Source organism: Lactococcus sp. S47 (assembly GCF_016517475.1).
GTDB classification, from domain to species: domain Bacteria; phylum Bacillota; class Bacilli; order Lactobacillales; family Streptococcaceae; genus Lactococcus; species Lactococcus lactis.
Map to the genome: position 1 here is coordinate 1 of NZ_JACVUB010000013.1, position 26,039 is coordinate 26,039.

General features: G+C 35.0%; 24 protein-coding genes. 21 read left to right on the top strand and 3 right to left on the bottom strand.

Going from position 1 to position 26,039, the window contains the following annotated elements:
- Window positions 1-65: 65 nt before the first annotated feature.
- A complete protein-coding gene (recX, locus tag IAE52_RS10805; RefSeq protein WP_109991344.1) occupies window positions 66-878 on the bottom strand; it encodes a recombination regulator RecX in 813 nt (270 codons plus the stop codon).
- Between the two features lie 285 nt (window positions 879-1,163).
- Between recX and IAE52_RS10810 the strand changes: the two genes are divergently transcribed.
- The 8 genes from IAE52_RS10810 (at window position 1,164) to IAE52_RS10845 (ending at window position 12,423) form a co-directional block, all read left to right on the top strand.
- Window positions 1,164-4,487, top strand: coding sequence for a MucBP domain-containing protein (locus tag IAE52_RS10810; protein WP_187398489.1), 3,324 nt, complete (start codon window positions 1,164-1,166; stop codon window positions 4,485-4,487).
- A 228-nt stretch (window positions 4,488-4,715) separates the two neighbouring features.
- Entirely contained in the window at window positions 4,716-6,257 is a 1,542-nt protein-coding gene (rlmD, locus tag IAE52_RS10815) for a 23S rRNA (uracil(1939)-C(5))-methyltransferase RlmD (RefSeq protein WP_003132635.1), read from the top strand.
- A gap of 331 nt (window positions 6,258-6,588) precedes the next feature.
- Window positions 6,589-7,296: a B3/4 domain-containing protein gene (locus IAE52_RS10820; RefSeq protein WP_033900872.1), complete on the top strand. Its 708-nt coding sequence runs from the start codon at window positions 6,589-6,591 to the stop codon at window positions 7,294-7,296.
- A 154-nt stretch (window positions 7,297-7,450) separates the two neighbouring features.
- A complete protein-coding gene (locus IAE52_RS10825; protein WP_010906361.1) occupies window positions 7,451-7,960 on the top strand; it encodes a GNAT family N-acetyltransferase in 510 nt (169 codons plus the stop codon).
- On the top strand, window positions 7,961-8,305 hold the full coding sequence (locus IAE52_RS10830; RefSeq protein ID WP_109991343.1) for an MmcQ/YjbR family DNA-binding protein: 345 nt from the start codon (window positions 7,961-7,963) through the stop codon (window positions 8,303-8,305).
- 38 nt (window positions 8,306-8,343) lie between these two features.
- Window positions 8,344-8,592, top strand: a complete 249-nt coding sequence (locus tag IAE52_RS10835) for a DUF1912 family protein (protein WP_003132639.1) — start codon at window positions 8,344-8,346, stop codon at window positions 8,590-8,592.
- Between the two features lie 276 nt (window positions 8,593-8,868).
- Window positions 8,869-9,525: a FusB/FusC family EF-G-binding protein gene (locus IAE52_RS10840; RefSeq protein ID WP_109991342.1), complete on the top strand. Its 657-nt coding sequence runs from the start codon at window positions 8,869-8,871 to the stop codon at window positions 9,523-9,525.
- A gap of 255 nt (window positions 9,526-9,780) precedes the next feature.
- Complete coding sequence (locus IAE52_RS10845; RefSeq protein ID WP_109991341.1) at window positions 9,781-12,423, top strand: valine--tRNA ligase; 2,643 nt, start codon at window positions 9,781-9,783, stop codon at window positions 12,421-12,423.
- 262 nt (window positions 12,424-12,685) lie between these two features.
- On the opposite strand, the gene IAE52_RS10850 is transcribed toward IAE52_RS10845, so the two are convergent.
- Complete coding sequence (locus IAE52_RS10850; protein ID WP_023164672.1) at window positions 12,686-13,018, bottom strand: helix-turn-helix domain-containing protein; 333 nt, start codon at window positions 13,016-13,018, stop codon at window positions 12,686-12,688.
- A gap of 172 nt (window positions 13,019-13,190) precedes the next feature.
- Here IAE52_RS10850 and IAE52_RS10855 point away from each other — a divergent pair, with 172 nt between their 5' ends.
- On the top strand, window positions 13,191-14,036 hold the full coding sequence (locus IAE52_RS10855) for an NAD(P)H-binding protein (RefSeq protein WP_058204784.1): 846 nt from the start codon (window positions 13,191-13,193) through the stop codon (window positions 14,034-14,036).
- Between the two features lie 33 nt (window positions 14,037-14,069).
- On the opposite strand, the gene IAE52_RS10860 is transcribed toward IAE52_RS10855, so the two are convergent.
- The gene (locus IAE52_RS10860; RefSeq protein ID WP_109991340.1) at window positions 14,070-14,576 is read right to left on the bottom strand and encodes a YkgJ family cysteine cluster protein; all 507 of its coding nucleotides are present in this window, start codon (window positions 14,574-14,576) and stop codon (window positions 14,070-14,072) included.
- Between the two features lie 343 nt (window positions 14,577-14,919).
- Here IAE52_RS10860 and IAE52_RS10865 point away from each other — a divergent pair, with 343 nt between their 5' ends.
- From IAE52_RS10865 to IAE52_RS10920, 12 genes are all read left to right on the top strand, one after another.
- Window positions 14,920-16,266, top strand: a complete 1,347-nt coding sequence (locus tag IAE52_RS10865; protein ID WP_010906353.1) for a glucose-6-phosphate isomerase — start codon at window positions 14,920-14,922, stop codon at window positions 16,264-16,266.
- A gap of 188 nt (window positions 16,267-16,454) precedes the next feature.
- Window positions 16,455-17,681, top strand: coding sequence for a multidrug efflux MFS transporter LmrP (gene lmrP / locus IAE52_RS10870; protein ID WP_033900880.1), 1,227 nt, complete (start codon window positions 16,455-16,457; stop codon window positions 17,679-17,681).
- A gap of 82 nt (window positions 17,682-17,763) precedes the next feature.
- Window positions 17,764-18,984: an MFS transporter gene (locus IAE52_RS10875; protein WP_003132654.1), complete on the top strand. Its 1,221-nt coding sequence runs from the start codon at window positions 17,764-17,766 to the stop codon at window positions 18,982-18,984.
- Between the two features lie 169 nt (window positions 18,985-19,153).
- Window positions 19,154-19,693 (top strand): 16S rRNA (guanine(966)-N(2))-methyltransferase RsmD, encoded by a 540-nt coding sequence (rsmD, locus tag IAE52_RS10880; protein WP_015427191.1) that lies wholly within the window; start codon window positions 19,154-19,156, stop codon window positions 19,691-19,693.
- 47 nt (window positions 19,694-19,740) lie between these two features.
- Entirely contained in the window at window positions 19,741-20,238 is a 498-nt protein-coding gene (gene coaD / locus IAE52_RS10885) for a pantetheine-phosphate adenylyltransferase (protein ID WP_010906348.1), read from the top strand.
- On the top strand, window positions 20,225-21,253 hold the full coding sequence (locus tag IAE52_RS10890; protein WP_003132657.1) for a SepM family pheromone-processing serine protease: 1,029 nt from the start codon (window positions 20,225-20,227) through the stop codon (window positions 21,251-21,253). The genes coaD and IAE52_RS10890 overlap by 14 nt, the downstream gene beginning before the upstream one ends.
- A gap of 119 nt (window positions 21,254-21,372) precedes the next feature.
- Complete coding sequence (locus tag IAE52_RS10895) at window positions 21,373-22,230, top strand: Rgg/GadR/MutR family transcriptional regulator (RefSeq protein ID WP_033900885.1); 858 nt, start codon at window positions 21,373-21,375, stop codon at window positions 22,228-22,230.
- Window positions 22,231-22,348: 118 nt separating this feature from the next.
- On the top strand, window positions 22,349-22,504 hold the full coding sequence (locus tag IAE52_RS10900) for a hypothetical protein (protein WP_012898304.1): 156 nt from the start codon (window positions 22,349-22,351) through the stop codon (window positions 22,502-22,504).
- Window positions 22,505-22,558: 54 nt separating this feature from the next.
- The gene (locus IAE52_RS10905) at window positions 22,559-23,152 is read left to right on the top strand and encodes a hypothetical protein (protein WP_033900886.1); all 594 of its coding nucleotides are present in this window, start codon (window positions 22,559-22,561) and stop codon (window positions 23,150-23,152) included.
- Window positions 23,149-24,414 carry a radical SAM/SPASM domain-containing protein gene (locus IAE52_RS10910; RefSeq protein WP_033900888.1) on the top strand — a complete coding sequence of 422 codons (1,266 nt, stop codon included), beginning with the start codon at window positions 23,149-23,151 and terminating at the stop codon, window positions 24,412-24,414. The genes IAE52_RS10905 and IAE52_RS10910 overlap by 4 nt, the downstream gene beginning before the upstream one ends.
- Window positions 24,411-25,262 carry an ABC transporter ATP-binding protein gene (locus IAE52_RS10915; protein WP_033900890.1) on the top strand — a complete coding sequence of 284 codons (852 nt, stop codon included), beginning with the start codon at window positions 24,411-24,413 and terminating at the stop codon, window positions 25,260-25,262. Before IAE52_RS10910 ends, IAE52_RS10915 begins: the two co-directional genes overlap by 4 nt.
- 1 nt (window position 25,263) lies before the next feature.
- Window positions 25,264-25,986 (top strand): ABC transporter permease, encoded by a 723-nt coding sequence (locus tag IAE52_RS10920; RefSeq protein WP_033900892.1) that lies wholly within the window; start codon window positions 25,264-25,266, stop codon window positions 25,984-25,986.
- Window positions 25,987-26,039: the final 53 nt, after the last annotated feature.

Genomic DNA, 26,039 nt, shown 5'->3' on the forward strand with positions numbered 1-26,039 from the left:
GCTAACGAGATTCAAGAGATAGGATGTATGAATAAATAAAAAAGACCTCTCAGGCCTTTTTTTATTTATTCTGGAAATGTATAATCACGCAATGCACTGCTAATATCATCATATGAAAAGCCTTTTCTAGCCAAAGCCTGTGTTACTTTTTGCTTTCGCTCGTACCCTTCATAGTTTTTACTGTAGCGTTTGGCAACTTTTTCTAGTGCTGTGTAGAGAAGTTGGGTCTCATTTTCTTCATCTGTTTCTAATTCAAGTGATTCTAAAGCAATTGAAGAGATAGAATACGTAAAACCTTTATTCATTAGGTTTTGAATAATTTTATCTTTCAGCTGTTTTAGGGTCAATCTTTGCCCATAAGTTCTGTTTGTTTTTTCTGCAAGTTTATAGGCAACATCTATTTGTTTTTCCTCATCATAAATGTTAGAAAGCGCTTGGTCAATGATCAGGGGATCAATACCCTTTGTTATTAATTTCTGTTTAATTTGATAGGGGCCAGCGCTTCCCATTGAAATTTTTCCTTCAATAAAATTTTCAGCGTAGGCTTTATCATTAATTAGATTGTTTTTTGTTAGAACATTTATGACCTCGTCAATTTGGTCAGTATTGTCAATTTCGTGTTCACTAAGATATTTTCTTACTTCCGAACTTGTCCTCATTTTAAAGGAAATGTAGTAGAGTGCTAGTGATTTTCCTTGAGTAAATTGGTCATAAGATTGGATCTCTTCTAAATCTGCATCATCGAGCTTTTTATCGACATTTAGAAAAAAGTGAACAATTGTATCCTCAGAAAGATATATTTTATCTTCATCATCAAATCCAGATAAATCCACACGGTAAAGTCGTTTTAATTTTTTTATTGCTGTGATTTTTCCCATACCTATATTATATACGAAAACAATTAAAAATTGTTACGGATAAATCGCGTAATAAAATTACTACACGAAACGGAAATGTAGCTTATCTACATGTTTGTAAAAGATGCTTATTTCTTTAAAGTTACAAACATCATCCGTTTATAGAGCGGTTTCATCTACTTGTTTTCAATTTAGAATGTGTAACTTCAAAAAAACGTAATAAAAAAAGTACAAAATATCCCCTTTTCTTCTCTTTTTGTAGTAAAATTATAACAAACAATCTACAAATATGACGGAGATGAAGAAATGAATAAAAAATCGAGTGCTCTTTTAACTGTGGGAACTTTAACGCTTCTGGCAGGTGGCGGGGTTGTTTTAACAAACCTCCCCGACTCTTTTAAAATACAACGGGTTTATGCCGCTACTTCCAGAGATATAACAGTCTATCCAAAAGATTTTCTAACTTATTTCCAGAGAAATGGTTCAGCTGCTGGGTTTGATTATGATTTAGCTACCTATACTCAAACTTTGACACCTAATAAGGCAAGTCAAGCAGGAAATGTAACTTTGAAGACTAAAGTTGATATGTCACAAAACTTTACTTTCACTGGGAAAATTAATTTAGGAGATAAAGCACAGAATGCTGGGGGAGCAGATGGTGTAGGCTTTCTTTTTCACCCTGGTGATACAAATGTTGTAGGAGCACCCGGTGGAGCTGCAGGTATTGGCGGTGTGAATGGAGCTTTTGGTTTTAAGCTTGATACTTACTATAATGGTGTTGGGGAGAACAGTTTCACACCTGACCCATCAAATTTTAAGGGTAAACCATTTGGAGCCTTTGTTGATGGTTTGAATGGACAAGCTAAAACAATAGCTTCTAGTGCCCAGAGCATTTCTGAACCATCAAATAATAATTTTGTCGATTTTACGATGAGCTATAATGGTGCGACAAAGGTAATGTCAGTTACTTATGGTGGTCAAACTTGGACGCAAGATGTTTCTTCTTTTGTTGGAACAAATCAGGCGATGTCTTTCTCAATTGCAGCTTCAACAGGTGCATTTATGAATTTGCAACAATTGCGCAATGTTAATTTTACTTATACGGTAGCTCAAGGTACTGTTATTGCTAATTATGTGGATGAACAAGGAAATACGATTGCTCAGCAAGAAACAACAAGTGGAGATATTGATACTCCATATGTGACAAGTCAAAAGACTATTCCAGGCTATACCTTTAAGGCTTCAAATGGGGCAGCGACTTCGGGGAATTATGCTGCCAATGACCAAACTGTAAACTATGTTTATACTCGAAATCAAGGAAGCATCGATGTTACTTATATTGACCAAACAACGGGACAGACTTTAAGTAAAAAAGATTTATCTGGTGGAACAGGTGATTCTTCTAATTACACCACAACTGACACCATTAAATCTTATACAGATGCAGGTTATGAATTGGTTTCGGATAATTATCCAAGTGGTGGGACAGTCTTTACGGATACAGCTCAACACTATGTTGTTAATTTGAAGCAAAAATTAGTTGTAAGTTCTGAGCAAAAACAAGTCAATGAAACTATTCAATATGTTTATGAAGATGGAAGCAAGGCAGCAGATGATTATAATGCTCCTCCATTGAATTTTACAAGAAGTGTGACAACCAATCAAGTAACTGGTGAAAAGACTTATGGGGATTGGCAAGCACAAAATGGGGATAGTTTCGGAGAAGTAGTTTCGCCAACAATTAAAGGAGAAACAGCTGACCAATTAAAAATTGATGCAATAAGCGGAATCACAGCCAATTCAGCAGATATTCAGAAAAAGGTCGTTTATAAACGTAACCAAGGAACCATTGATGTTACTTACATTGATGAAACAACTGGTCAAGTTTTGACTAAAAAAGATTTATCTGGTGGAACGGATGATCCGTCAAATTATACAACTGCTGATGATATCAAGTCATATACAGATAAAGGCTATGAATTAGTTTCTGATGATTACCCAAGTGGGGGGACAGTCTTTACGGATGAGCCACAACACTATGTAGTAAAATTAAAACATGGCTTAACAGAATCAACTGATAAAAAAGCTGTCAATCAAGTGATTCATTATGTTTATGAAGGTGGAGGTGAAGCAGCTACTGACCACAATGCTACGGTTGACTTTAGTCGTACTATTACTACTGACAGAGTAACGAATGATAAGACATACGGTGATTGGACTGCTGATAACGGTGATAGTTTTGCGTCAGTAACTTCTCCAGTAATTGACGGTTATACAGCTGATCAACTTAAAGTTTCTGAAATGACAGGAATTACTGCTGATACAGAAGATATTTCTGTGACAGTAACTTATACTCGAAATCAAGGAACTATTGATATTACTTATATTGACCAAACAACGGGACAGACTTTAAGTAAAAAAGATTTGTCTGGTGGAACTGGAGATGATTCAGGTTATACAACGGCTGACACGATTAAATCTTATACAGATAAAGGCTACGAATTAGTTTCAAATGATTATCCAGAAGATGGAACTAAATTTGCTGATGACCCTCAACATTATATTGTGAGATTAAAACACGGGTTAACAGAAGTGACTGAGAATAAAACGGTCAATCAAGTGATTCATTATGTTTATGAAGGTGGGGGAGAAGCAGCTACTGACTACAATGCTACGGTTGTCTTTAGTCAGACAATCACTACTGACAAAGTGACGGGTGAGAAAACTTATAGTGATTGGACAGCTGATAACGGTGATAGTTTTGCGTCAGTAACTTCTCCAGTAATTGATGGCTATACAGCTGATCAACTTAAAGTTTCTGAAATGACAGGGATTACGGTAGATACAGAAGATATTTCTGTGACAGTAACTTACACTCGAAATCAAGGAACCATTGATGTTACTTATATTGATGAAACGACTGGAAAAATTTTGACTACTAAAGATTTGTCTGGTGGAACTGGAGATGATTCAGGTTATACAACGGCTGATACGATTAAATCTTATACAGATAAGGGCTACGAATTAGTTTCAAATGATTATCCAGAAGATGGAACTAAATTTGCTGATGACCCTCAACATTATATTGTGAGACTAAAACATGGCACAGTAGTTGAGACGGAAAATAAATCAGTTAATGAAGTCATTCATTATGTTTATGATAATGGGGATAAGGCTGCTGACAACTATAAGGCAACAATTGTCTTTAGTCGGACAATCACTACTGACAAAGTGACGGGTGAGAAAACTTATAGTGACTGGACAGCTGATAATGGTGGAAGATTTGCAGCAGTTCTTTCGCCAATCATTAAAGATTACATCGCAAGTCAACTTAAGATTGATGAAATGACAGGAATTACGGTAGATACAGCGGACATTGAAAGAATTGTCGTTTATCATAAGGTGCCTGCAGGAATTATCGTTCCTCCAGTTCACCCAGATAAACCAAGTCAACCATCTAATAATCAATCAAAAACACCTACGGCTAAGGCTGTAAAAGATAGTAAGCCAACAGATGTTCTTCCAAGTACTGGTGATAGTCAAAAATCACAAATTGTTTTGACTCTGCTAGGAATTATGGCAGTGATTATTTCGCCACTTGCTCTTTTACTTAGACGTAAAAAACAATAATTAAAGAAAAAATAAAAGGTCTGACAGTGTCAGGCTTTTTATTTGGAGAATAATATTCATAGATGAAAAAATAAGTTCAAATCTTTTAGGATTCAAGTAGAAAAAGACTACAAAAAGAAATTGTGAAATGTTATAATAGTGTATCACACAATCCTTTATTAGTGATTTTTTTATAATGGATTGAAAATGGTCATTTAATTGACGAACTAGAGGGAAAATAATTAACAAATGATAAATTTAAAAATAGGACAGAAACTTCAACTCGAAATCGAGCGAATGGGAATAAATGGGGAAGGAATTGGCGTCATTTCAGGACGACTTGTTTTTATTCCTTATGCACTTCCAGGTGAAGAAGTTTTAGTTGAAATTACTGAAAATGCTAGAAATTTTAGTCGTGCAAAATTGGTTAAGATTATTGAAAAATCACCAAACCGTGTGAAACCACAGGATAGAGCTTATCATGAAATGAGTCAATCTCACATCATGCATCTTTCTTATCCAATGCAATTGGAATTTAAGCGTGATGTTATGCGTCAGGCCTTAGAAAAATATAAACCAGCAGGTTGGCGTAATTATGAATTGCGTGCAACTTTGGGAATGGAAAATACACTTGGTTATCGTAACAAATTGCAGTTCCAAGTGCGTCGTTTGAATGACGGAACAGTGATTGCGGGACTTTATCAAGAAGGAACACATCATTTGGTTAACCTAGATAACTGTTTGGTTCAAGATCCCAAAACCCAAGAAATTATCAATCACATTTGCCGTTTGATTGAAAAATTTGATTTACCTGTATATGATGAACGTAAAATCGGCGGAATTCGTACGGTCATGGTTCGTCGCTCACAAAAAACAGGTGAAGTACAAATCATTTTTGTGACTTCAACACCAATTATTTTGGACGGACAAGTTTGGCCTGAATTACGTGAAGAACCTTCAAAACGTCAAAAAAATTCTTTTGTTAAATTTGATAAAATGTTGTCAGCACTGACAGAAGAATTTGAAGAAATTGTGACGGTTGCGGTCAATTTCCACCCAAGAAAAACCAGTGAAATCTATGGCGAACGCACACAAATTTTGTTCAATGAAAAAGAAACAATTACCGAAGGCGTTTTGGATTATGAATTTGAATTAAGTCCTCGTGCTTTCTACCAATTGAACTCTGAGCAAGCCAATGTACTTTATGGTGAAGCAGTTAAGGCTTTGAATCCTAAAAAAGATGACCGTGTCATTGATGCATATTGTGGTGTAGGTACGATTGGTTTTGCGGTGGCTAAAAAAGTAAAATCGGTTCATGGAATGGATATTACACCAGAATCAATTTTTGATGCGCGTGAAAATGCCAAACGTTTGGGGCTTAAAAATTGCCACTATGAAATTGGTAAAGCGGAGCGAATTATTCCAAATTGGAACAAATCTGGTCATAGAGCAACTGCAATGATTGTTGACCCACCACGTACGGGGCTTGATGATGCATTGCTTGAAACAATTACTAAATTCCCACCGGAAAAAATGGTTTATGTCAGCTGTAACGTTTCAACTTTGGCAAAAGATTTAGTCGTTTTGGCCAATTATTATAAAGTAGAATACATCCAATCAGTGGACATGTTCCCACATACAGCAAGAACTGAAGCAGTTGTTAAATTGACAAAACGTGATGAACCTTTGAAAATTGTTAAATTTGAACATTTGGAAGAAGAACGTAAAGCTGAAGCTTTTGCTAAAGGTAAAAAACGTGGACGCCGTCCGCAAAAATATGGTAAATATTGAGAAATTTTGCTGACAGAATTATTAATTGCTAGCAGCTAAAGTTTAAGTGAAAATTTACTGACAGAATGGATATTTTAGTTGTTCATTCTTTTAATTACGATTTACCTGCCCGTTGTTCAATCGCTGACGATGGATAGAACGCTCAGCTTTGCTGTTCATTCTTTTATCCACAACTAAAATGCTCAATTCACTCGCTGACGAATGATAGAATGACCAGCTCCGCTTTTCATTCTTTATCCACAGATAAAATACTCCTTATTCAGTCGTATTTTACTGACAAGATTTTCGTCAGTAAATTTTATAGTTAAAATTAGAAAAGTAAGAAAAAATTATGAAAAAATTTATTGTTGAACCTGAATTTTGGGAACTTTTTCCTGAGACAAAAATCGGAATTGTTTTAGCTAAAAATATTGATAATAGTATGGAATCAAGTGCTGAAATCAAAAAAAATCTTGATGAGGCGAATGAAAATGCAGAGCAATTTTTAGAAGCGGCTGTTTTTAGTGAAAATCCTGTAGTCTCTGTTTGGCGCAAGGCTTATCAAAAATTTAAAACAAAAAAAGGGGCTAGAAGTTCGATTGAAAATCTGCTTAAACGAGTAGATAAAGGTAAAGCTGTGGGTTCGATTAATCCTTTGGTTGATATTTACAATAGTATTAGCTTGAACTATGGGCTACCTGCTGGTGGTGAGGATATTGATACTTTTGCAGGAAATCTACGTTTGACAAAAGCTGTTGGTGGCGAACATTTCTTGGCTTTGGGTGATGATGAAGCTGATAATGCTTTGCCTGGTGAAATCTGCTATCTTGATGATGAAGGGGCAGTTTGTCGCTCATGGAATTGGCGTGATGGTCAAAGAACGATGCTGACAGAACAAACCAAAAATGCTTTTTTGATTATTGAATCTGTTGACCCTGAACGCGGTGAAGTTCTAGATGCTGCAACTCAAAAATTAGCTGAATTGAGTGAAAAATATTTAGGGGGAACGGCACAGGTACTCCTAGTCACTAGAGAAAATCCAGAAATTTCTTTAGACTAGCGTTTTGTGACATCTAAAAAAATTAGATTTACTGACAGATAAGAGATTTGATAGGAAAGTTGATGATACTGTCAATAAAAAGAGCCGTCAGTAAATCTGACGGTTCTGTCATTAATTATTTTTATGATAAAATGGAAAAAATCCGAGGTTTTATATGATTTATATGAGAAAAGCAGGCCCGAAAGATTTGCTGTCAATTATGAAAATTATTGAAGAAGCAAGAACTTTTTTGGCTGATTCCGGGAGTGACCAATGGCAAAATGCTTATCCAGCAGTTTTTGATATTGAAGAGGATTTTGCGAAAGAACAGGCCTATGTCTTGTTAGTTGATGATAAAATAGCCGGTTATTGTGCAATTATTACAGGTGAAGAACCAGCTTATACTCAAATTACTGACGGCGCTTGGTCAAATCAAAATTTTGATTATGTGACCATTCATCGAATTGCTTTGTCTAACGAATTTCGTGGACAATCTTTGACAAGATATCTATTTTCAAATATTTTTACCTTGATGTTATCTAAAGGATACTCTGATTTTCGCCTAGATACCCACCCGGTCAATAAATTGATGCAACATGTCTTTGAACGTGAAGGCTTTGTAAAACGAGGACTTGTTCAATTTGAAGGTGACCGTTTTGCTTATCAATTGGAGCTTAATAAATAGATGAATAAAAAAGAACTTATTAATTTTTGCTTGTCTCTTGGGCCGACTTTTGCAGATACTCCCTTTGCCAAAATGGAGAAGGGTCAGCCAACGGTAGTGATGCGACATTTAAAGAATAAAAAATCATTTGCTTATATTTCTGAGCGAGAAGGCCGAGTCAATATCGCAATCAAGCAGAAGCCAGAAATCGCAATCGAATTGCGAGATTTCTTTGCGGATATTAATCCAGCATTTCACATGAATAAAACGCATTGGAACGATGTTTTACTTGGTGGAGATGTTGCTGATGAGCAAGTTTGCAAAATGGTTGAGCAAAGCTATGATTTAATCAAACCCAAAAGATAATGATGAGCCAACAGCTCTGAATTTTAATAGGAGAAAAAATGACTTACGAACAAAATTTTTTAAAAGATTTTCAAGAATGGGTGGACCAACAAGTTCAAATTTCTGAACTTGCCATGAAAGCAGCTGAAAAAATTGCCACAGAAGACGGTAAAAAAGAAGCGAAAGAAGCAGCTATTCGTTATGAAAGTCGTTTAGACGCATACCAATTTTTGCAAGGAAAATTTGAAAACTACAAAAATGGTAAAGATTTCCATGACGTTCCAGATTTTGGAACAAAAACATTTTAATGAGTGACTTCTATTTTTAGAGAAGTGACTTCTAACCATTAGATAAAAGGAGATTCAAATGAATTTTAAGAAGATGGTTGGTAATCAAGTGCGAGTAAGAGCTCTCGCTTAGATTACCGCAAAGTCTTATTTCTTTGCGGATAAGAACAAATTGAGTTCACCCTCCTTGAAGTGGATGAGAATGGACAAAAAGGAACTTGTGCCTTGCACAGAACCGCATTTTCTCAATTTTCATAACTTCAAAGCAGTCGGGTTCACATCTTAAGGAATAAGAAAATGTTAAAACCATATGAATATAATCGAATTAAATACCTGACCTTTGACCTCGTCAATGTCTATCACTCTGTCAATGATAAATTGACAGTTGAGGCAGTTTACGCCCAAGTCGCCACAGAAATTTTGCAAATCGCTGAAAATGCTGACAGCCTTGTCAGTGAAAATAATCTGTCAGTAAAAGTTGCTATCCAAGAATATTTATCAGCCATTGATAATCCAAAATTATCAAGAGAACAAGCTGAAAAATTACTGACAGAACTTAAAACTTTAGTCGAAGCTTTTCATTTACCGAGTGAATCTCAAATGAAAAAAGCTTTCAAAAAAGTTAAAAAGTTAAAAATTCCAGCGACAAGTCAATGGGACTTACGTGATGTCACTTACTTTGCTTGGAATGAAGTTTCAAGCGGCCGAAAATATCTTTTGACCGCTGACGGGCGTGGTTTCTATGGCAGTATCTCTGGCAGTATGAAAAATATCTGTGCCATTTGCCAAAAAACAAGTATTGTCACTCAATTTCTAGCGACAACAAAAAGAGGCGCTGACGGGACCTATACTAAAAATGGCACCTATATTTGCTTAGATTCTGAACAATGTAATCAGCAAATTCAAGCCAAAGAAGGCTTGGAGCATTTTTTAGAAATCATTAAAGAAAAATAAAAATTTAGAAGTATCTTGTAAAAAAACAAGAATTCTGCTAAAATAAAAACAAGTTGACGAGGAGTAATAAAGCAAGACTTATAGAGAGAACACGGTTGGTGAAAGTGTTCAGTCAAACTTTATGAAGGTTGCGTCATTTCAAGAAAATTATGGCATAAAATGAGTGTCGTCAATTGACGAAAATCAGGTGGTACCGTGCGGAAGCACCCTGGAGAATAAATCAGGGTGCTTTTTTTGTACCCAAAGGAGAAAAACATGACAAACGAACTAACCCCAAAATTCAACCCGACAGAGGTTGAAGCAGGACGCTACGAAAAATGGCTTGAAGCTGATGTTTTCAAACCTTCTGGAAATCCTGATGCAGAGCCTTATAGCATCGTTATTCCACCACCAAATGTGACAGGAAAACTCCACTTGGGTCATGCTTGGGATACAACTTTGCAAGACATCATCATCCGTCAAAAACGGATGCAAGGTTTTGATACGCTTTGGTTGCCAGGAATGGACCATGCGGGGATTGCCACTCAAGCAAAAGTTGCTGCCCGCCTTGCTGAGGATGGCATTTTACCACAAGACCTTGGACGTGAAAAATTCCTTGATAAAGTTTGGGAGTGGAAAGATGAATATGCCACAACAATCAAGGAACAATGGGGTAAAATGGGGATTTCAGTGGATTATTCTCGTGAACGTTTTACTCTTGATGAAGGCCTTTCGCAAGCGGTTCGTAAAGTTTTTGTTCAACTTTACAATAAAGGTTGGATTTACCGTGGTGAAAAACTCATCAACTGGGATCCAAAAGCGATGACTGCTTTGTCAGACATTGAAGTCATTCACAAAGAAATTGATGGGGCTTTTTACCACATCACTTACCAAATTGAAGGAAGTGATGAGTTTGTTGAAATCGCCACAACACGTCCAGAAACTTTCCTTGGTGATACAGCTGTTATCGTCAATGAAAAAGATGAACGCTATAAACATTTAGTGGGCAAAAATGTTATCCTCCCAATCATTAATCGTGTCATTCCGATTTTGACAGACGACCATGCTGATATGGAAAAAGGAACTGGGGTTGTAAAAATTACACCTGCTCATGACCCTAATGACTTTGAAGTTGCGATGCGTCATAATTTGCCAATGATTAACATGATGAACAATGACGGAACCATCAATGAAAATGGTGGAAAATATGAAGGTCTTGACCGTTTTGAAGCCCGCAAACAAATTGTTGCTGACCTCAAGGAATTGGGGCAGTTGGTTGATATAAAACCAGTCCGCCATGAAGTTGGGCACTCAGAGCGAACAGGAGTGGTTGTTGAACCACGTTTATCAACACAATGGTTTGTCAAAATGGACGAATTAGCTAAGAATGCAATTGCTAATCAAACAACAGAAGATGCAGTAGAATTTTATCCGCCACGTTTCAATGATACTTTCATGCAATGGATGGAAAATGTTCATGATTGGGTTATTTCACGCCAACTTTGGTGGGGACATCAAATTCCAGCTTGGTATAATGAAGCGGGTGAAATGTATGTTGGTGCAGAAGCACCTGATGGAGAAGGTTGGACACAAGATGAAGATGTGCTCGATACTTGGTTTAGTTCAGCTTTGTGGCCATTTTCAACAATGGGTTGGCCAGATGAAAACTCAGCAGACTTCAAACGTTATTTCCCAACAAGTACCCTTGTAACAGGTTATGATATTATCTTCTTCTGGGTTTCACGCATGATTTTCCAATCTTTAGAATTCACTGGTAAATCACCATTTCACAATGTTTTGATTCATGGTTTGATTCGTGACGAAGAAGGACGTAAAATGTCTAAATCGCTTGGTAACGGAATTGATCCAATGGATGTGATTGAAAAGTATGGAGCTGATGCACTCCGTTGGTTCCTATCAAATGGTTCTGCACCAGGACAAGATGTGCGTTTTTCTTATGATAAAATGGATGCCGCTTGGAATTTCATCAATAAAATTTGGAATGTTTCACGTTATATTTTGATGAATGCAGAAGATGTCAGTGCTGATGCTGTTTCTTCGGCTTTGACAAAAGTTGCAAATAAAACTGCTGGTAATGTCACTGACCGTTGGATTTTGACACGATTGAATGATACTGCCCGGCGCGTGACTGAACAAATGGATAAATTTGAATTTGGTGTCGCTGGTCATATTCTTTACAATTTCATTTGGGATGAGTTTGCAAACTGGTATTTGGAATTAACAAAAGAAGTTATGTTTGGTGAGGATGAAGCTGAAAAAGACATTACACGTGCAGTATTGCTCCATGTTTTAGATCAAGTTTTACGTCTATTACACCCAATTATGCCTTTCTTCACTGAAGAAATCTTTGAAAAATTACCAAATACTTCTGGTTCAATTGTTGTTGCCGAATATCCAAAAGTACGTCCAGAATTTAATGACGACAAGGCAAGCGAAGGTGTGGCGATGTTAATCGAATTAATTACAGCCGTTCGTAATATTCGTGCTGAGGTTAATACTCCATTGTCTAAAGCTGTCCCAATGTTGATTAAATCTGAACATGCAGATTTCTTGAATGCTGTTTCTCCTTATATCAGCCGTTTCACTAATCCTTCAGAATTAACAATTGCTAAAGACTTGGCGGTTCCAGAACAAGCGATGTCAGCGGTCATTACTGGAGCAGAATTATACTTACCATTGGCTGGTTTGATTAACATCGAAGAAGAAATTGCTCGACTTGAAAAAGAACTTGCCAAATGGCAAAAAGAGTTAGATTTAGTGAATAAAAAATTGGGTAATGAACGTTTTGTTGCGAATGCTAAAGCAGAAGTTGTTCAAAAAGAAAAAGATAAATTAGCCGATTATCAAGAGAAATTCGATACTGTGAAAGCTCGTATCGCAGAATTGAAAGAAAACTAATCATAAATAAAAAACCAATTGCTTTTGAGCTACTGGTTTTTTTAGAATAAAATCAAAAAATAAGAAAGATAGCAAATTTTCTACTTGTTTTTTATGTAGATTGATACTTTGACCTAAAATAAATAGTAGAAAAATCCAGAAATCAGCTGTTTTACTGACCGATTGTTCACCGTATTTTTGAAAAATTAGAAAAAGTGCGCAGAAATTTATAAATAATTAAACAAAAAATACTGACAGAATTTCCTGTCAGTAATTTTTATCTCTAAGCTTTGCTGATTTCTTTTTTATAAAGATTTCCCCAAGCTGCCATCGTATCATGGATGGGCTTGAGGGTTCTTCCAAGTTCTGTCAGTGAATATTCAACACGAGGGGGTACTTCTGCATAGACTTCACGATGAACTAGCCCGCTTTCTTCGAGGGCACGTAAATGTTGGGTCAAAACTTTTTGTGAAATATGTCCAACTGAACGTTGAAGTTCGCCAAAGCGCATGGTTCGCTCTAATAAATCACGGACAATGAGCATTTTCCAACGGTCGCCCATCAAAACAAGTGCTGTTTCAACAGGACAATCTGGAAGTTCAGAAATTTTTTTCATTTTTTTATTACCTCAAATCGTTGATATTATACAATAGTATCTAAAAGGGGTGTATCTAACTTTCAAGTGCTTACTTTACATAGTGATAGTACAATGATATTATACACTTAGGTAGTCAAAAAAGCAAGCTACTTTAAAATATAAAAAATAATAAATAAATGGAGGATTTAACATGAAATATTTAGTAACAGGTGCGACAGGTGGATATGGTACTTATGCACTCGGATTTTTGAAAGAATTGGTTCCAATTTCTGATATTGCGGTTTTGGCTCGCACAGAAGAAAAAGCAGCCCCACTCAAAGCGGCAGGTTTCGATGTACGTTTGGCAGATTATTCAGATTTAACTGCTTTAGAACAAGCATTTACAGGAATTGACCGTTTGCTTTTTGTTTCAGGAGCGCCGGGAAATCGTCAAGCTGAGCATCAAAATGTTGTTGATGCAGCCAAAAGTGCTGGAATTTCTTATATTGCTTATACAAGTTTTCCTCAAGCAGAAAGGGCAACAAGTGACTTAGCTGCTGACCACATCTATACTGAAAAGGCGATTAAAAAATCAGGAATTGCTCACACATTTTTACGTAATAACTGGTACTTTGAAAATGAAATGCCAATTATTGCTGCCGCACTTTCAACTGGAAAATTTGTATACAATGCACCAACAGGTAAAGTGGGCTGGGCTTTGAAACGCGAATATGCAGAAGTTGGAGCAAAAGCACTTGCTGGAGCAGATTTTCCAGAAGTTTTGGAGCTTTCAGGAAAAATATTGACTTACGCCGAACTTGCTCAAGCACTAAAAGCAGTTTCTGATAAGGAATTTGAAGTAGTCGCTGCTGATGACAAAACTTTTGTCAGTCATTTAGTTGAAACTGGACTTCCAGATTTTGTAGCGGAACTTTTCCTCGGCTTCCAAAAAGATATTGAAGCAAAAGATTTAGATGTGGAATCTAAAGATTTTGAAAAAGCCTTGGGACATTCACTGACAGATACAAAAGAAGCTTTGAAAGAACTTTTGGCATAATAAAAAAATTACTGACAGACCTGTCAGTAATTTTTATTTGAGTCTATAAGATAATTTCTCAACAAATTCATAAGCAGCTGGACAGTAAAGTGTATTTTTTATCGTTAAATTATTGATTTGATAAATCTTTTTACGGTCAGTATGGGGAAATTCGCGACAAGCTTTAGGACGAACTTCGTAAATGCTACAGAGATTGTCAGAACCAAGAAACGGACAAGGCATGGTTTGAAAAACTTTGTCACCATCTTCGTCAGTTCGGAGATATGCGGCTTCAAAGTCACTCACTTTCATTTTTAAATGTTTGGCGACGCGTTCAATATCGGCCTCTGTCCAAAGAGGGCCTAAGGTTTTGCAACAATTAGCACATTTGGTGCAATCAATTTCTAAAAAAACCTCTTCATGAACTTCTTTAACGATTTTATCTAATTGCTTTGGTGGTTTTTTGGCAAGTCCAGCTAAAAATTTCTTATGTGTCTTTTGTTTTTGTTGGGCTAGATTGTTATAACGGTCAAGGTCAATTTCAAATGTATATTTCATCATTAATATTTTAGCAAAAATTTACATGAAAGACTGATTTGTCAGTCGTCAAAGAGATTTGACACCCTTAAAAGTGTTAGGAGTTAGCTTATCAGTAAATCTTTTAATAACAATAAATATTCATTGAAATCTTAAACTAAATTTTTATAAAAAAAGCTGTCCCAAAGCTGGAAAAGTTTCACAGATAGAAAGCTAAACAAATAAGCGCTTACATAACCTTTAGTATTGTTAAAAAGCCGAAAAAGTGATAAAATGAACTAGAAAATTCGAAGATAAAACAATGCAAAAGTTGTCGTTCTTCAATAGCTAAATTCTCGTAAAAAGCGAGAAATTGAAAGGAATTAAAATGGCTCATATTAAATTTGACTATTCAAAACTCACTCCATTTGTAGCTGAAAATGAATTAGACGAAATCCAATGGCAAATCGACGGGGCAGCTAAATTGCTCCACGAAGGAAAAGGTGCTGGGAGCGATTATATCGGATGGCTTGACCTTCCTGAAGATTACGACAAAGAAGAATTTGCTCGTATTCAAAAAGCAGCTAAAAAAATTCAATCTGATTCAGAAGTTCTTATTGTTATCGGTATCGGTGGTTCATACCTCGGTGCACGTGCAGCAATTGACTTTTTGAGCAACAGCTTTGTTAACTTGCAAACTGCCGAAGAACGTAAAGCACCACGTATTCTTTATGCTGGTAACTCAATTTCTTCATCATACTTGGCTGACCTTGTAGATTACGTTGCTGACAAAGATTTCTCTGTAAATGTAATCTCTAAATCAGGTACAACAACAGAACCAGCGATTGCTTTCCGTGTCTTCGAAGAAATGTTAGTTAAAAAATACGGTCGTGAAGAAGCAAACAAACGTATTTACGCAACAACTGATAAAGAAAAAGGTGCTGTAAAAGTTAATGCTGACGCAAACAACTGGGAAACTTTTGTTGTTCCAGATTCAGTTGGTGGACGCTTCTCAGTATTGACAGCTGTTGGACTTTTGCCAATTGCAGCTTCAGGTGCTGATATCACAGCTTTGATGGAAGGTGCTAACGCTGCGCGTAAAGAATACACTTCTACAAATGTTCATGAAAATGATGCTTACGCCTATGCTGCACTTCGCAATATCCTTTACCGTAAAGGTAAATTCTCAGAAATCTTGATCAATTACGAACCAAGCCTTCAATATTTCTCGGAATGGTGGAAACAATTGGCTGGTGAATCAGAAGGGAAAGACCAAAAAGGAATTTACCCAACTTCAGCTAACTTCTCAACAGACCTTCACTCATTAGGACAATGGATTCAAGAAGGAACACGTACTGTTTTTGAAACAGCAATCCGTATTGAAAAACCACGTAAAAACATCAACATTCCAGAACTTGACGCTGACCTTGATGGACTTGGATACTTGCAAGGTAAAGATGTTGACTTCGTTAACAAAAAAGCAGCTGACGGCGTGCTTCTTGCTCACACTGACGGAAATGTTCCAAACATGATCGTGACATTGCCTGAACAAGACGAATTCACACTTGGATATGCAATTTACTTCTTTGAACTTGCTATTGGTGTTTCTGGTTACTTGAACGGAATTAACCCATTCAACCAACCAGGTGTTGAAGCTTACAAGAAAAATATGTTCGCTCTTCTTGGTAAACCAGGATTTGAAGAACTCAGCAAAGAATTGAATGACCGCCTTTAATCTTTGATTAAAAGTGTCATAAAAATCACTGACAAGATTTCTGTCAGTGATTTTTTGTATATTTTCATAAGTTATGTTTTCAATCTCTGTATTTTATTAACAACTTTTAAAAATCCACCTAGTTTTTGTTTATTATTTGTGCTACAATTATAGATAAATTAAAAAAATCGGAAAATTTAAGGAATAATATGAAAGAGTTTTGGAATTTAGACAAAAATTTGCAACTCCGTTTAGGAATTGTTTTTTTAGGTGCCTTTTCATATGGCACCGTTTTTTCTTCAATGACCATTTATTATAATCAACATTTGGGAAGTGCAATTACAGGGATTTTGCTTGCCTTATCTGCAGTAGCCACTTTTGTCGCAGGAATTCTTGCAGGTTTTTTTGCTGACCGAAATGGTCGAAAACCAGTGATGGTTTTTGGGACAGTGATTCAACTTTTGGGAGCTCTTTTAGCCATTGCCTCAAACTTACCAGGTCACGTGAATCCTTGGTCAACTTTTATTGCTTTTTTGCTGATTAGTTTTGGTTATAATCTTGTGATTACTGCAGGAAATGCCATGATTATTGATGCATCAAATGCTGAAAATCGTAAAGTTGTTTTTATGTTGGATTATTGGGCGCAAAACTTGTCAGTTATTTTAGGAGCAGCATTAGGTGCTTGGCTTTTTAGACCAGCATTTGAAGCACTTTTAGTGATATTACTTTTAACTGTCTTAGTCTCATTTTTCTTAACCACTTTTGTAATGACTGAGACTTTTAGACCGATTGTAAAGGCCAAAGAAGAAGCAGAAAATATTTTTCAGGCCTATAAGACAGTGCTACAAGATAAAACTTACATGATTTTTATGGGTGCTAATATTGCGACCACTTTTATTATCATGCAATTTGATAATTTTTTGCCTGTTCATTTATCAAATAGTTTTAAAACAATCACTTTTTTTGGTTTTGAAATCTATGGACAACGGATGCTTACGATTTATTTGATTTTAGCTTGTGTATTAGTGGTCCTATTAATGACCACCCTAAATCGATTGACCAAGGACTGGTCACACCAAAAAGGATTTATTTGGGGAAGTTTATTTATGGCAATTGGGATGATTTTTTCATTTTTGACAACGACGTTTACGCCTATTTTCATTGCCGGAATTGTTTATACTTTAGGTGAAATTGTTTATACACCAAGTGTTCAAACTTTAGGTGCAGATTTGATGAATCCAGAAAAAATTGGTTCTTACAATGGCGTTGCCGCAATTAAGATGCCGATTGCCTCCATTCTTGCCGGTTTACTTGTTTCGATTTCACCAATGATTAAAGCAACAGGAGTTTCTTTAATCTTAGCATTGACTGAAGTTCTAGCGATTATTTTAGTGCTTATTGCTGTAAATAGACATCAGAAAACAAAAATTAATTAAAAAAATGACTTCTAAAAACAGGAATTTATCTTGAAAAGGAGTCAAGATAGATTTTTTATTGAAAAAAACAGAAAGAAATAAAATGAAAGATTTTTTTGGATTACATCCAACACTTAAAATTCGTTTAATTATGAATTTTTTTGGGACGCTTTGCTTTAGTACAGTTGGTGGCTCAATGACAATTTACTACAATAAATATATGGGAGCGGGAATCACGGGATTACTTTTAGTCATTAGTTCAGTCATGGTTTTCTTGGTTGGGCTTTATGCTGGTCATTTGTCCGACGTTCAGGGACGAAGACCTGTGATGATTTTCTCAACTGCCATTACTGGTTTTGGTGGAGCTTTAGCAACATTTGCAAACTCATCTTTTTACTTCAATCCTTGGGTTACTTTTTTAGGATTTCTTATTATTAATTTTGGTTTTGGCTTTTTTAACACCGCAAGTCAAGCGATGATTGTAGATTTGACAACAAGTGAAAATCGGCGAGTCGTTTATAGTATTCAATATTGGATTATCAATTTTGCAATCATGATTGGTTCGGGACTTTCAGGTTGGTTTTTCCGAGATTATTTGGTTTGGTTACTTTTAGCTATCACAATTGAAGAAATCGTTAGTTGTTTGGTTGTAATTTTTTGGATTGATGAATCCTTCAATCCAGATACTCAGCAGCATAAGCAAGAATCAAACATTATTAAAGCCTATTTCACAGTTGCTAAAGACCGTATTTTCATGTATTATTTATTTGCTTCGGTCTTTATTGCGATGATTTTTAATCAAATTGATTATTATCTTCCAGTCCATTTGAGTGATAGTTTTAGAACAGCAAGGATTTTTGGAATTGAAGTTTATGGACAACGGATGCTGACAATTTTCCTAATGGTCAATACCTTAGTCATCGTATTATTTATGGGGAGAGTCAACAAACTAACCAAAAACTGGTCACGAAGTAGTGGAATATCCATTGGAATTATTTTGCAAGGTTTGGGCTTCATGATTGCATTTCTTGGTCGTGATTTAACTTGGGAACTGATTGCAGCATTGGTAGCAACAATCGGTGAAATGATTTTGGTTCCATTTTCACAGGCTCTGCGAGCCGATTTAATGGATGGAGACCAAGTGGGAACTTATACGGGAGCTTTTTCAGTGACTCAGCCTATCGCTTCGGTCTTGTCAGGAATCCTTGTGTCTCTCTCAAGTCTTTATGGAAATATTGGAATGACCATCTTCATGTTTTTCATTATTGTATTAGGTGTGCTGCCCTCACTACGAGCAATTCGGATGCATGAAAGTCATTCATGAGTTAAATATAGGTAAAAATAAGTTTCAAAAGTTAGAATGAAATTCTGATTTGAGAAACTTATTTTTTGTCAGTAAAATAATAAGAAAATTTTTACTGACAGAACCTTTAAACCAAGGCTTACAGGGAGATTCGGCTCTCCATTTGAAATTTTGTGATATAATTATTTTCATGAGAGTAGTATCAGGAAATTATGGCGGAAGACCGCTGAAAACATTGGCAGGAAAAACAACAAGACCAACCACCGATAAAGTTAAAGGAGCCATTTTTAATATGATTGGCCCTTATTTTGAAGGGGGACGTGTTCTTGATTTATTTGCAGGCTCAGGCAGTTTGGCAATTGAAGCCATTTCAAGAGGAATGGATCACGCCATTCTCGTCGAAAAAGACAGAGCAGCTCAACAAGTCATTTTGGAAAATATCAAGATGACCAAAGAGCCTGAAAAATTTCAATTATTAAAAATGTCAGCAGAACGAGTCTTATCAAACTTGTCAGAGACTTTTGATTTAGTCCTCTTAGACCCACCTTATGCTAAAGAACAAATTGTTGAAAACTTAGAACTTTTGCAAGAGAAAAAACGACTGACAGAAAATGTAATTGTCGTCTGTGAAACAGACAAGGAAGTTGAACTCCCTGACCAAATTGGGAAATTAGAGCTGACCAGACAAAAAACTTACGGAATTTCTAAAATTTCAATTTATGAATTTTGACTTTTACTGACAGAAATTCTGTCAGTAAATTAAGAAAGAAAAAAGTAATGACAGAAAAAATTGGACTCTTTACAGGAACTTTTGACCCACTGACAAATGGTCATTTAGACGTTATCAAACGTGCCAGTCAACATTTTGATCAACTTTATGTTGGAATTTTTAAAAATGACCAAAAAAATCCACTTTTTCCAACTGATAAACGAGTGGAAATGCTAGAAGAAGCACTGACAAGCCTGTCAGTAACTCATAAAGTCAAAGTCATCAAACATGAACGTGATTTGACAGTGAATATCGCAAAAAAACTTGGCGTGACAGCTCTGGTTCGTTCTTTGCGCAATAGCCAAGATTTAGAATATGAAAAAAATATGTTCTATTTTAATATGGAGATGACAGGCATTGAAACCATCTTTTTCTTAGCAAAACCAGAACTCGAACCATTAAATTCAACACGGATGCGAGAATTACATGCCTTTGGTCAAGATGTCAGTGCTTGGGTTCCAGAAAATGTGAGTCGTGAATTAAGGAAATTAGATGAAAAAAAATAAAAAAATTAATCCCAAATTAAAATGGGGAATCTCGATTGGTCTAATTGTTGTTGCCCTTTTAGCTTTATTTTACCCAACAAGTTACTATGTGGAAATGCCCGGAACAACCGAGCCTTTAGGGAAAATGGTCAAAGTTGAAGGCAAAAAAGATGAACATAAAGGTGATTTTTTTCTGACGACTGTCCAAATTGCACGAGCAAATCTTGCTACAATGATTTACAGCCATTTTAATAGTTTTACAAGCATTTACAGTGAGCAAGAAATGACTGGTGGACTTAACGACGCACAGTTCAACCGTGTCAACCAGTTTTACATGGAAACGGCACAGAATACAGCGATTTATCAAGCTTTTAAATTAGCTAATAAACCTTATGAGCTTAAATATGAAGGCGTTTATGTCCTTGATATTGCCAAAAATTCGACCTTTAAAAATAAGCTAGAACTTGCAGATACGATTACAGCAGTCAATGGTCAACAGTTTACATCAAGTGCCGACATGATTGCTTATGTTTCCAAACAAAAAGTCGGTGATTCAGTAACGATTGAATACACGAGAATTGACGGCACAAAGCACAAGTCAACTGGCAAATACATCAAAATTGCTAATGGTAAAACAGGAATAGGGATTAGCCTAGTTGACCATACTGAAGTCGTGACGACTCCGAAAGTTACTGTCAACGCGGGTTCAATCGGTGGTCCCTCTGCGGGGATGATGTTTACACTAGAAATTTACAGTCAGTTGACAGGAAAAGATTTGCGAAACGGTCGCGAAATTGCTGGAACTGGGACGATTGAACACGACGGAAGCATTGGTCAAATCGGCGGTGTTGATAAAAAAGTAGCCACAGCGAGTAAAGAAGGGGCAAAGGTCTTCTTAGTGCCTGACTCAGGCACCAAAAAGGAAAGTAGCAACAATTACCTTGGAGCCAAAGCCGCAGCTAAAAAACTAAAAACGAAGATGAAAATCGTTCCCGTCAAAACTATTCAGGACGCTTTAGATTATTTAGAAAAATAAAAACTACTGACAGAAAAGCTGTCAGTAGTTTTTTATCTAGTTTACAAGCTAAAAGCAAAGTTGTATAATAATTTCAAATAATTTAATAAATTTGGAATATATGACAAAGGGAAAATGAAATGGAAAAAAATTTAAAAACCGGAAAAATCATTGCTTTTATCAGAGAAACGAAGCATTTGAAATTAAAAGAAATGACTGGTGGCGATTTTTCAGAATCTCAGCTCGCAAAATTTGAAAAAGGAGAAACAGAGATTACGGTGGGTAAACTATTTACCGTCCTAGAAAACTCAAATGTCTATTTAGATGAATTTCAAAACCTTTATAACGACTATGAACAATCAGATGAATACAACTTTCGTCACAAGTTGGCGGTTGCTTATGCGCAAAAAAACATCGAGAAAATTATAGAAATTCATAATTTTTGGAAAGAAAAATCTCAACAAAATCCTGAAAATAAATACTATAAAATTAATGAAACAGTAGTTAAAACCAACTTAGTAATGGTTCAAAATGCAGAGGATATCAAAAAAGATAATGACCTTTTGATGAACTACCTTGAATCTGTCAGCGAATGGGGACGCTATGAACTGTGGGTTTTTGGCAATTGTCTTCGACATTTTGATGATAATGCACTAAAGTATTACGGAATGCAAATTTTAGGAAAATCAAATTATTATCATTCAATTCATCTCAATCAACAGATAGTAATAAGAACATTTTTAAATCTCATTGATACTTGGTTACGTCGAGAAAACTTAATGCAAGCTTTTAAATACATTAACCATTTAAAAGAAATAGGAATAGGTATCAATTTTTTCTATGAAAAAATCCTCTTTGAATATCACAAAGCTCATTATAAGGTATTGCAAAAACAAAACGGAGCGATAGAAGAAATGAAAAAACACGCGCAAACTCTTGCAGATTATGGTTTCCTACTAGAAGCAAAAGCACTTTTTGAAGAAATTGAAAGATTATGACCTTTTGGCATATATTCCAAAACTTTTTCACAGAATTTTCAGAGTGCTAAAATTGTATTGTCAGTTAAAATAATAATTTTGATTGATAAATATAATCATTTTGAAAGGTAAAATTATCATGGAAGAAAAAACATTTTCTATCAAGAGCAGTTCTGCTGAGGAATCACTTACAGATACTGTTAAATTCAATGTTACTTGTTGTGCGAAAACTCAAAATAATAAAGATACTCCAAGTCCAGGAGATAGCCTTGTACGTACCGAAGAAGTAGCCTGATTTAATGGGGTCATGTTATTCATGACCCCATATTTTCGAGTTAAGGAAAATAATATGGAAAAATTATCACTTTTAGCCTACGAAAAAGAAGAGAGATATATCAATTTATTAACTCATAAAGTTGTTCTTAAAACTGAGGAGTATCAATTATATGTTAATGGAATAAAATTTGACGAAGAAATAGATGAAAAAGTTTATCTAAAATATCTATTTTTGTCTTCACTCTATGGGAATAGGTTATTTTTAACAATTAAGAGTAAAGAACTTGATGATGTTATTGATAATATTAGTCAATATCCTAAAACTCTCGCGCTAATATTGTCTCTTAGTAATATTCAAGATTTTCAACTAATAAGCCAAAAAATATGTGAGCAAATTCTCTTGGTAAAAGTCGGAGAATCAATTTATATAAATAGAGATAACAAGTTCATTGAACTAAATAATAGTTTGGTGATAAGTCAAAACGAATTGCGAAGTATTAGTGCAGTTTTGTTTTTACCAGATTATTGTTTTATGAAATATAAACTTGAGGATAAAAACTGGAAATCACTAATGGATAATAAAGTCAAAGTTTATTATGATGCGGAGGAGCAATTTGATACCCAATTTCATTCGATTATAGAAAATATAGTGGAGAAAAATAAATGAAAGTCAATAAATACGTGAATATAATTGAATTAAATGATTCATCGCTTTTGCTGTACCATCAAGTTACAAAACAGTATATTATTTTCGACACTCTATCAAAGAAAACATTTTACAAAGCAGTTGCTGAAAATTCTTTACCAACTCACTTAAAAAAAGAATTAATTCAGAAATATTTTATAGTTGCTGACGATTACGATGAAAGTGGTCAATTACTAACCCCTGTGAGAAATATGTTTACTTATTCAACAGCAAATTTGGACATTATTGTGCATTTAAATTATGATTGCAACTTAAAATGCAGTTATTGCTACCAAAATGTGATAGCAGAAAAAGTTGTTATGAATGATAAAACGGAGAAAGATGTTATAGATTTCATTAGAAAAATAGTTTTAGATAAAAATCCTGAATATATTTATCTAAATTTTATTGGTGGAGAACCAACGTTACATACCGACAAAATGATTAAAATTATGGCAGCTTGTAATAAACTCAATAAGTCTTTTTACTTTAGCACAGTATCCAATGGAACCTTTGGAAACATGAAAAAAATTGAGGAGTTATTACACTTAGGGTTGAACGATTATTTTATTACTCTTGATGGTGCCCAAAAAGACCATAATAAATATAGAATCTATGAAAGTGGTAAGGGGTCGTTTTTAACTATCATTAAAAATTTAAAAAGAATTCAAGAAAAATTTCCAGAAATTAAAATTAAATTAAACTCCAATTTAAATGACGACAATAAAAACCACGTGACAGAATTACTAGATGTTTTAGAAGAGAAGGAAATAAAATATCCATTGGTTTTTAGCAAGGTTATAAGTACAGCAAATGGAAAATTTGACAAAACGATTGAAGATAATGACTCTTTTTGGTATCGAGCTCATAAGCAAGCCATTCACAGAGGTTATAAATTCAAACCTTACGGTCGAGAAATTAATTTGGCTTGTATGATGAAACAGACAAATTGTTATATTATAGGCGCTGATGGCTTTCTGTTTTCTTGTATAGAAGCTGTTGGTATAAATGAGTTTAGACAAGCTCACATCAATGATTATGGTTCTGCAATGTTTGAAATTACCCGTTCTCAAGCACAGAATATAGGATATGCTTATGATACTTGTGCTAGTTGTATATTTCTTCCAAACTGTGATGGTGGCTGTTATTATAAAAGAAGTCATGATGATTTTAAGTGTCCAAAAACCGATTTTACAAATAATGGACTAATGCTAATAAAAGAAATTTTTGAGGCCAAATTATGAAAGAAATAATAAAAGTTGCTCATCTCTCAAAATCATTTGAAGATAATCCGATTATCAAAGACATTTCTTTTTCTGTCAATGAAGGAGAAATTTTTATTATCTTAGGAAAAAATGGTGCAGGAAAAACGACATTGATTAAGATGTTGCTCCATATTCTTGCACAGGATTCCGGAGAAATCGACTACTACGGGCAAGCTATCGACACTTACGGTCAAAAACTTTATGAAATGACCTCAGCAGTCTTAGAAAATGCAGAAAATACTTATGGTTATCTAACAGCCCTTGAAAATATCGAATATTTCGCAGCACTTTACAAACGAAAAATCAAAAAGCAAGAAATCTTGCAGCTTTTAGAACAATTTGATTTGGCAGAAGCAGCGAACAAACGCGTTTTCAACTTTTCACGAGGAATGAAACAAAAATTATCTATTATTTGTAGCTTACTCAATGATGCAAAAATTTTGTTTTTAGATGAGCCGACTTTGGGACTGGATTTTAAAGCCAATCGTGACTTACTGGATATGGTCAAGAAAATGTCAAAAGAACATAATAAAACAATTATCCTAACCACACATCAAACCGATGTCATCAAAGCCCTTGCCGATAGAGTTCTCTTATTAAACAAAGGAGAAATTTCATTTTTAGGAAAATATGAATCTTTTATTCAAGAAAATTCTCTTGTCTATTATCTTATTAATACAAATACTGACAGCTATCAACTTACAGATGAAAAGTTGGCAGAAGAAAAATTAAAAAAATTGATAGAAGAGGATGAAAAAATTATCTCTTACAAAAAACATGACCGATCAATAGAAGAAATTTTAATTGACTATTATAAAGGAGGGTAAAATGTTTAGAGCAGAATTTAAACGAGAACTAAGAGAAACTTTAGTCTTTTATCCAGATTTCATCTCAAGTTTAGTAATGATGATTATTCTTTTATTTGTTTTTATGATTCTCGGGCAACATTTTACAAGTTCGAGCTATATTGGCTATGCTTTTTGGTTTTTACTTAGTGGTGTTTTGACTGTTGCGTCAGAATCGATTTCTTATGAAAAACAGGTAGGAACCTTTGAACAGTTAATTTTAAAACCTATCCGATTGATTCACATTTTATTTATTAAATCAATTGTTTGGGGAATTTTTAATTTTATTAGAATAATGATTGCGACGGTCATTGTCTGTTTTTTCTATCAGATTCATATAAATTTGACTTGGGTTTCTTTAACCGCTTTAGTCATTAATTTTTTTGCAATTGTTGGATTTTCCATGATATTCTCAGGACTGACCTTAAAGTTTACTAAAATCGCTTCTTTTGTCGGAATTATTCAGTATCTCTTACTTTTTGCATCAGGCACTTTAATCTCTTTGGACAAGTTGCCAGCAGTTTTACTTGTCTTAACCAAAGTTTTACCCATTAATCTTGGCTTAAACGTAAGCCAAAATCCCTTTGAATTGACTACTTTTCTACTCCTTATTCTACAAATGATTATCTATATGATTATAGGAACATTCACTTTTACTTATGTCTATAATCGTGCAAAAAAGAACGGAATCAATTCACGATATTGAAAAATGCAGAAAAACGCTCTGACAAATTTATCAGAGCGTTTCAATTATTTTAT

Bases quoted from the DNA above. Each gene is read 5' to 3' on its own strand.
- recX (WP_109991344.1), bottom strand. From the start codon at position 878: ATGGGAAAAATCACAGCAATAAAAAAATTAAAACGACTTTACCGTGTG.
- IAE52_RS10810 (WP_187398489.1), top strand. From the start codon at position 1,164: ATGAATAAAAAATCGAGTGCTCTTTTAACTGTGGGAACTTTAACGCTT.
- rlmD (WP_003132635.1), top strand. From the start codon at position 4,716: ATGATAAATTTAAAAATAGGACAGAAACTTCAACTCGAAATCGAGCGA.
- IAE52_RS10820 (WP_033900872.1), top strand. From the start codon at position 6,589: ATGAAAAAATTTATTGTTGAACCTGAATTTTGGGAACTTTTTCCTGAG.
- IAE52_RS10825 (WP_010906361.1), top strand. From the start codon at position 7,451: ATGATTTATATGAGAAAAGCAGGCCCGAAAGATTTGCTGTCAATTATG.
- IAE52_RS10830 (WP_109991343.1), top strand. From the start codon at position 7,961: ATGAATAAAAAAGAACTTATTAATTTTTGCTTGTCTCTTGGGCCGACT.
- IAE52_RS10835 (WP_003132639.1), top strand. From the start codon at position 8,344: ATGACTTACGAACAAAATTTTTTAAAAGATTTTCAAGAATGGGTGGAC.
- IAE52_RS10840 (WP_109991342.1), top strand. From the start codon at position 8,869: ATGTTAAAACCATATGAATATAATCGAATTAAATACCTGACCTTTGAC.
- IAE52_RS10845 (WP_109991341.1), top strand. From the start codon at position 9,781: ATGACAAACGAACTAACCCCAAAATTCAACCCGACAGAGGTTGAAGCA.
- IAE52_RS10850 (WP_023164672.1), bottom strand. From the start codon at position 13,018: ATGAAAAAAATTTCTGAACTTCCAGATTGTCCTGTTGAAACAGCACTT.
- IAE52_RS10855 (WP_058204784.1), top strand. From the start codon at position 13,191: ATGAAATATTTAGTAACAGGTGCGACAGGTGGATATGGTACTTATGCA.
- IAE52_RS10860 (WP_109991340.1), bottom strand. From the start codon at position 14,576: ATGATGAAATATACATTTGAAATTGACCTTGACCGTTATAACAATCTA.
- IAE52_RS10865 (WP_010906353.1), top strand. From the start codon at position 14,920: ATGGCTCATATTAAATTTGACTATTCAAAACTCACTCCATTTGTAGCT.
- lmrP (WP_033900880.1), top strand. From the start codon at position 16,455: ATGAAAGAGTTTTGGAATTTAGACAAAAATTTGCAACTCCGTTTAGGA.
- IAE52_RS10875 (WP_003132654.1), top strand. From the start codon at position 17,764: ATGAAAGATTTTTTTGGATTACATCCAACACTTAAAATTCGTTTAATT.
- rsmD (WP_015427191.1), top strand. From the start codon at position 19,154: ATGAGAGTAGTATCAGGAAATTATGGCGGAAGACCGCTGAAAACATTG.
- coaD (WP_010906348.1), top strand. From the start codon at position 19,741: ATGACAGAAAAAATTGGACTCTTTACAGGAACTTTTGACCCACTGACA.
- IAE52_RS10890 (WP_003132657.1), top strand. From the start codon at position 20,225: ATGAAAAAAAATAAAAAAATTAATCCCAAATTAAAATGGGGAATCTCG.
- IAE52_RS10895 (WP_033900885.1), top strand. From the start codon at position 21,373: ATGGAAAAAAATTTAAAAACCGGAAAAATCATTGCTTTTATCAGAGAA.
- IAE52_RS10900 (WP_012898304.1), top strand. From the start codon at position 22,349: ATGGAAGAAAAAACATTTTCTATCAAGAGCAGTTCTGCTGAGGAATCA.
- IAE52_RS10905 (WP_033900886.1), top strand. From the start codon at position 22,559: ATGGAAAAATTATCACTTTTAGCCTACGAAAAAGAAGAGAGATATATC.
- IAE52_RS10910 (WP_033900888.1), top strand. From the start codon at position 23,149: ATGAAAGTCAATAAATACGTGAATATAATTGAATTAAATGATTCATCG.
- IAE52_RS10915 (WP_033900890.1), top strand. From the start codon at position 24,411: ATGAAAGAAATAATAAAAGTTGCTCATCTCTCAAAATCATTTGAAGAT.
- IAE52_RS10920 (WP_033900892.1), top strand. From the start codon at position 25,264: ATGTTTAGAGCAGAATTTAAACGAGAACTAAGAGAAACTTTAGTCTTT.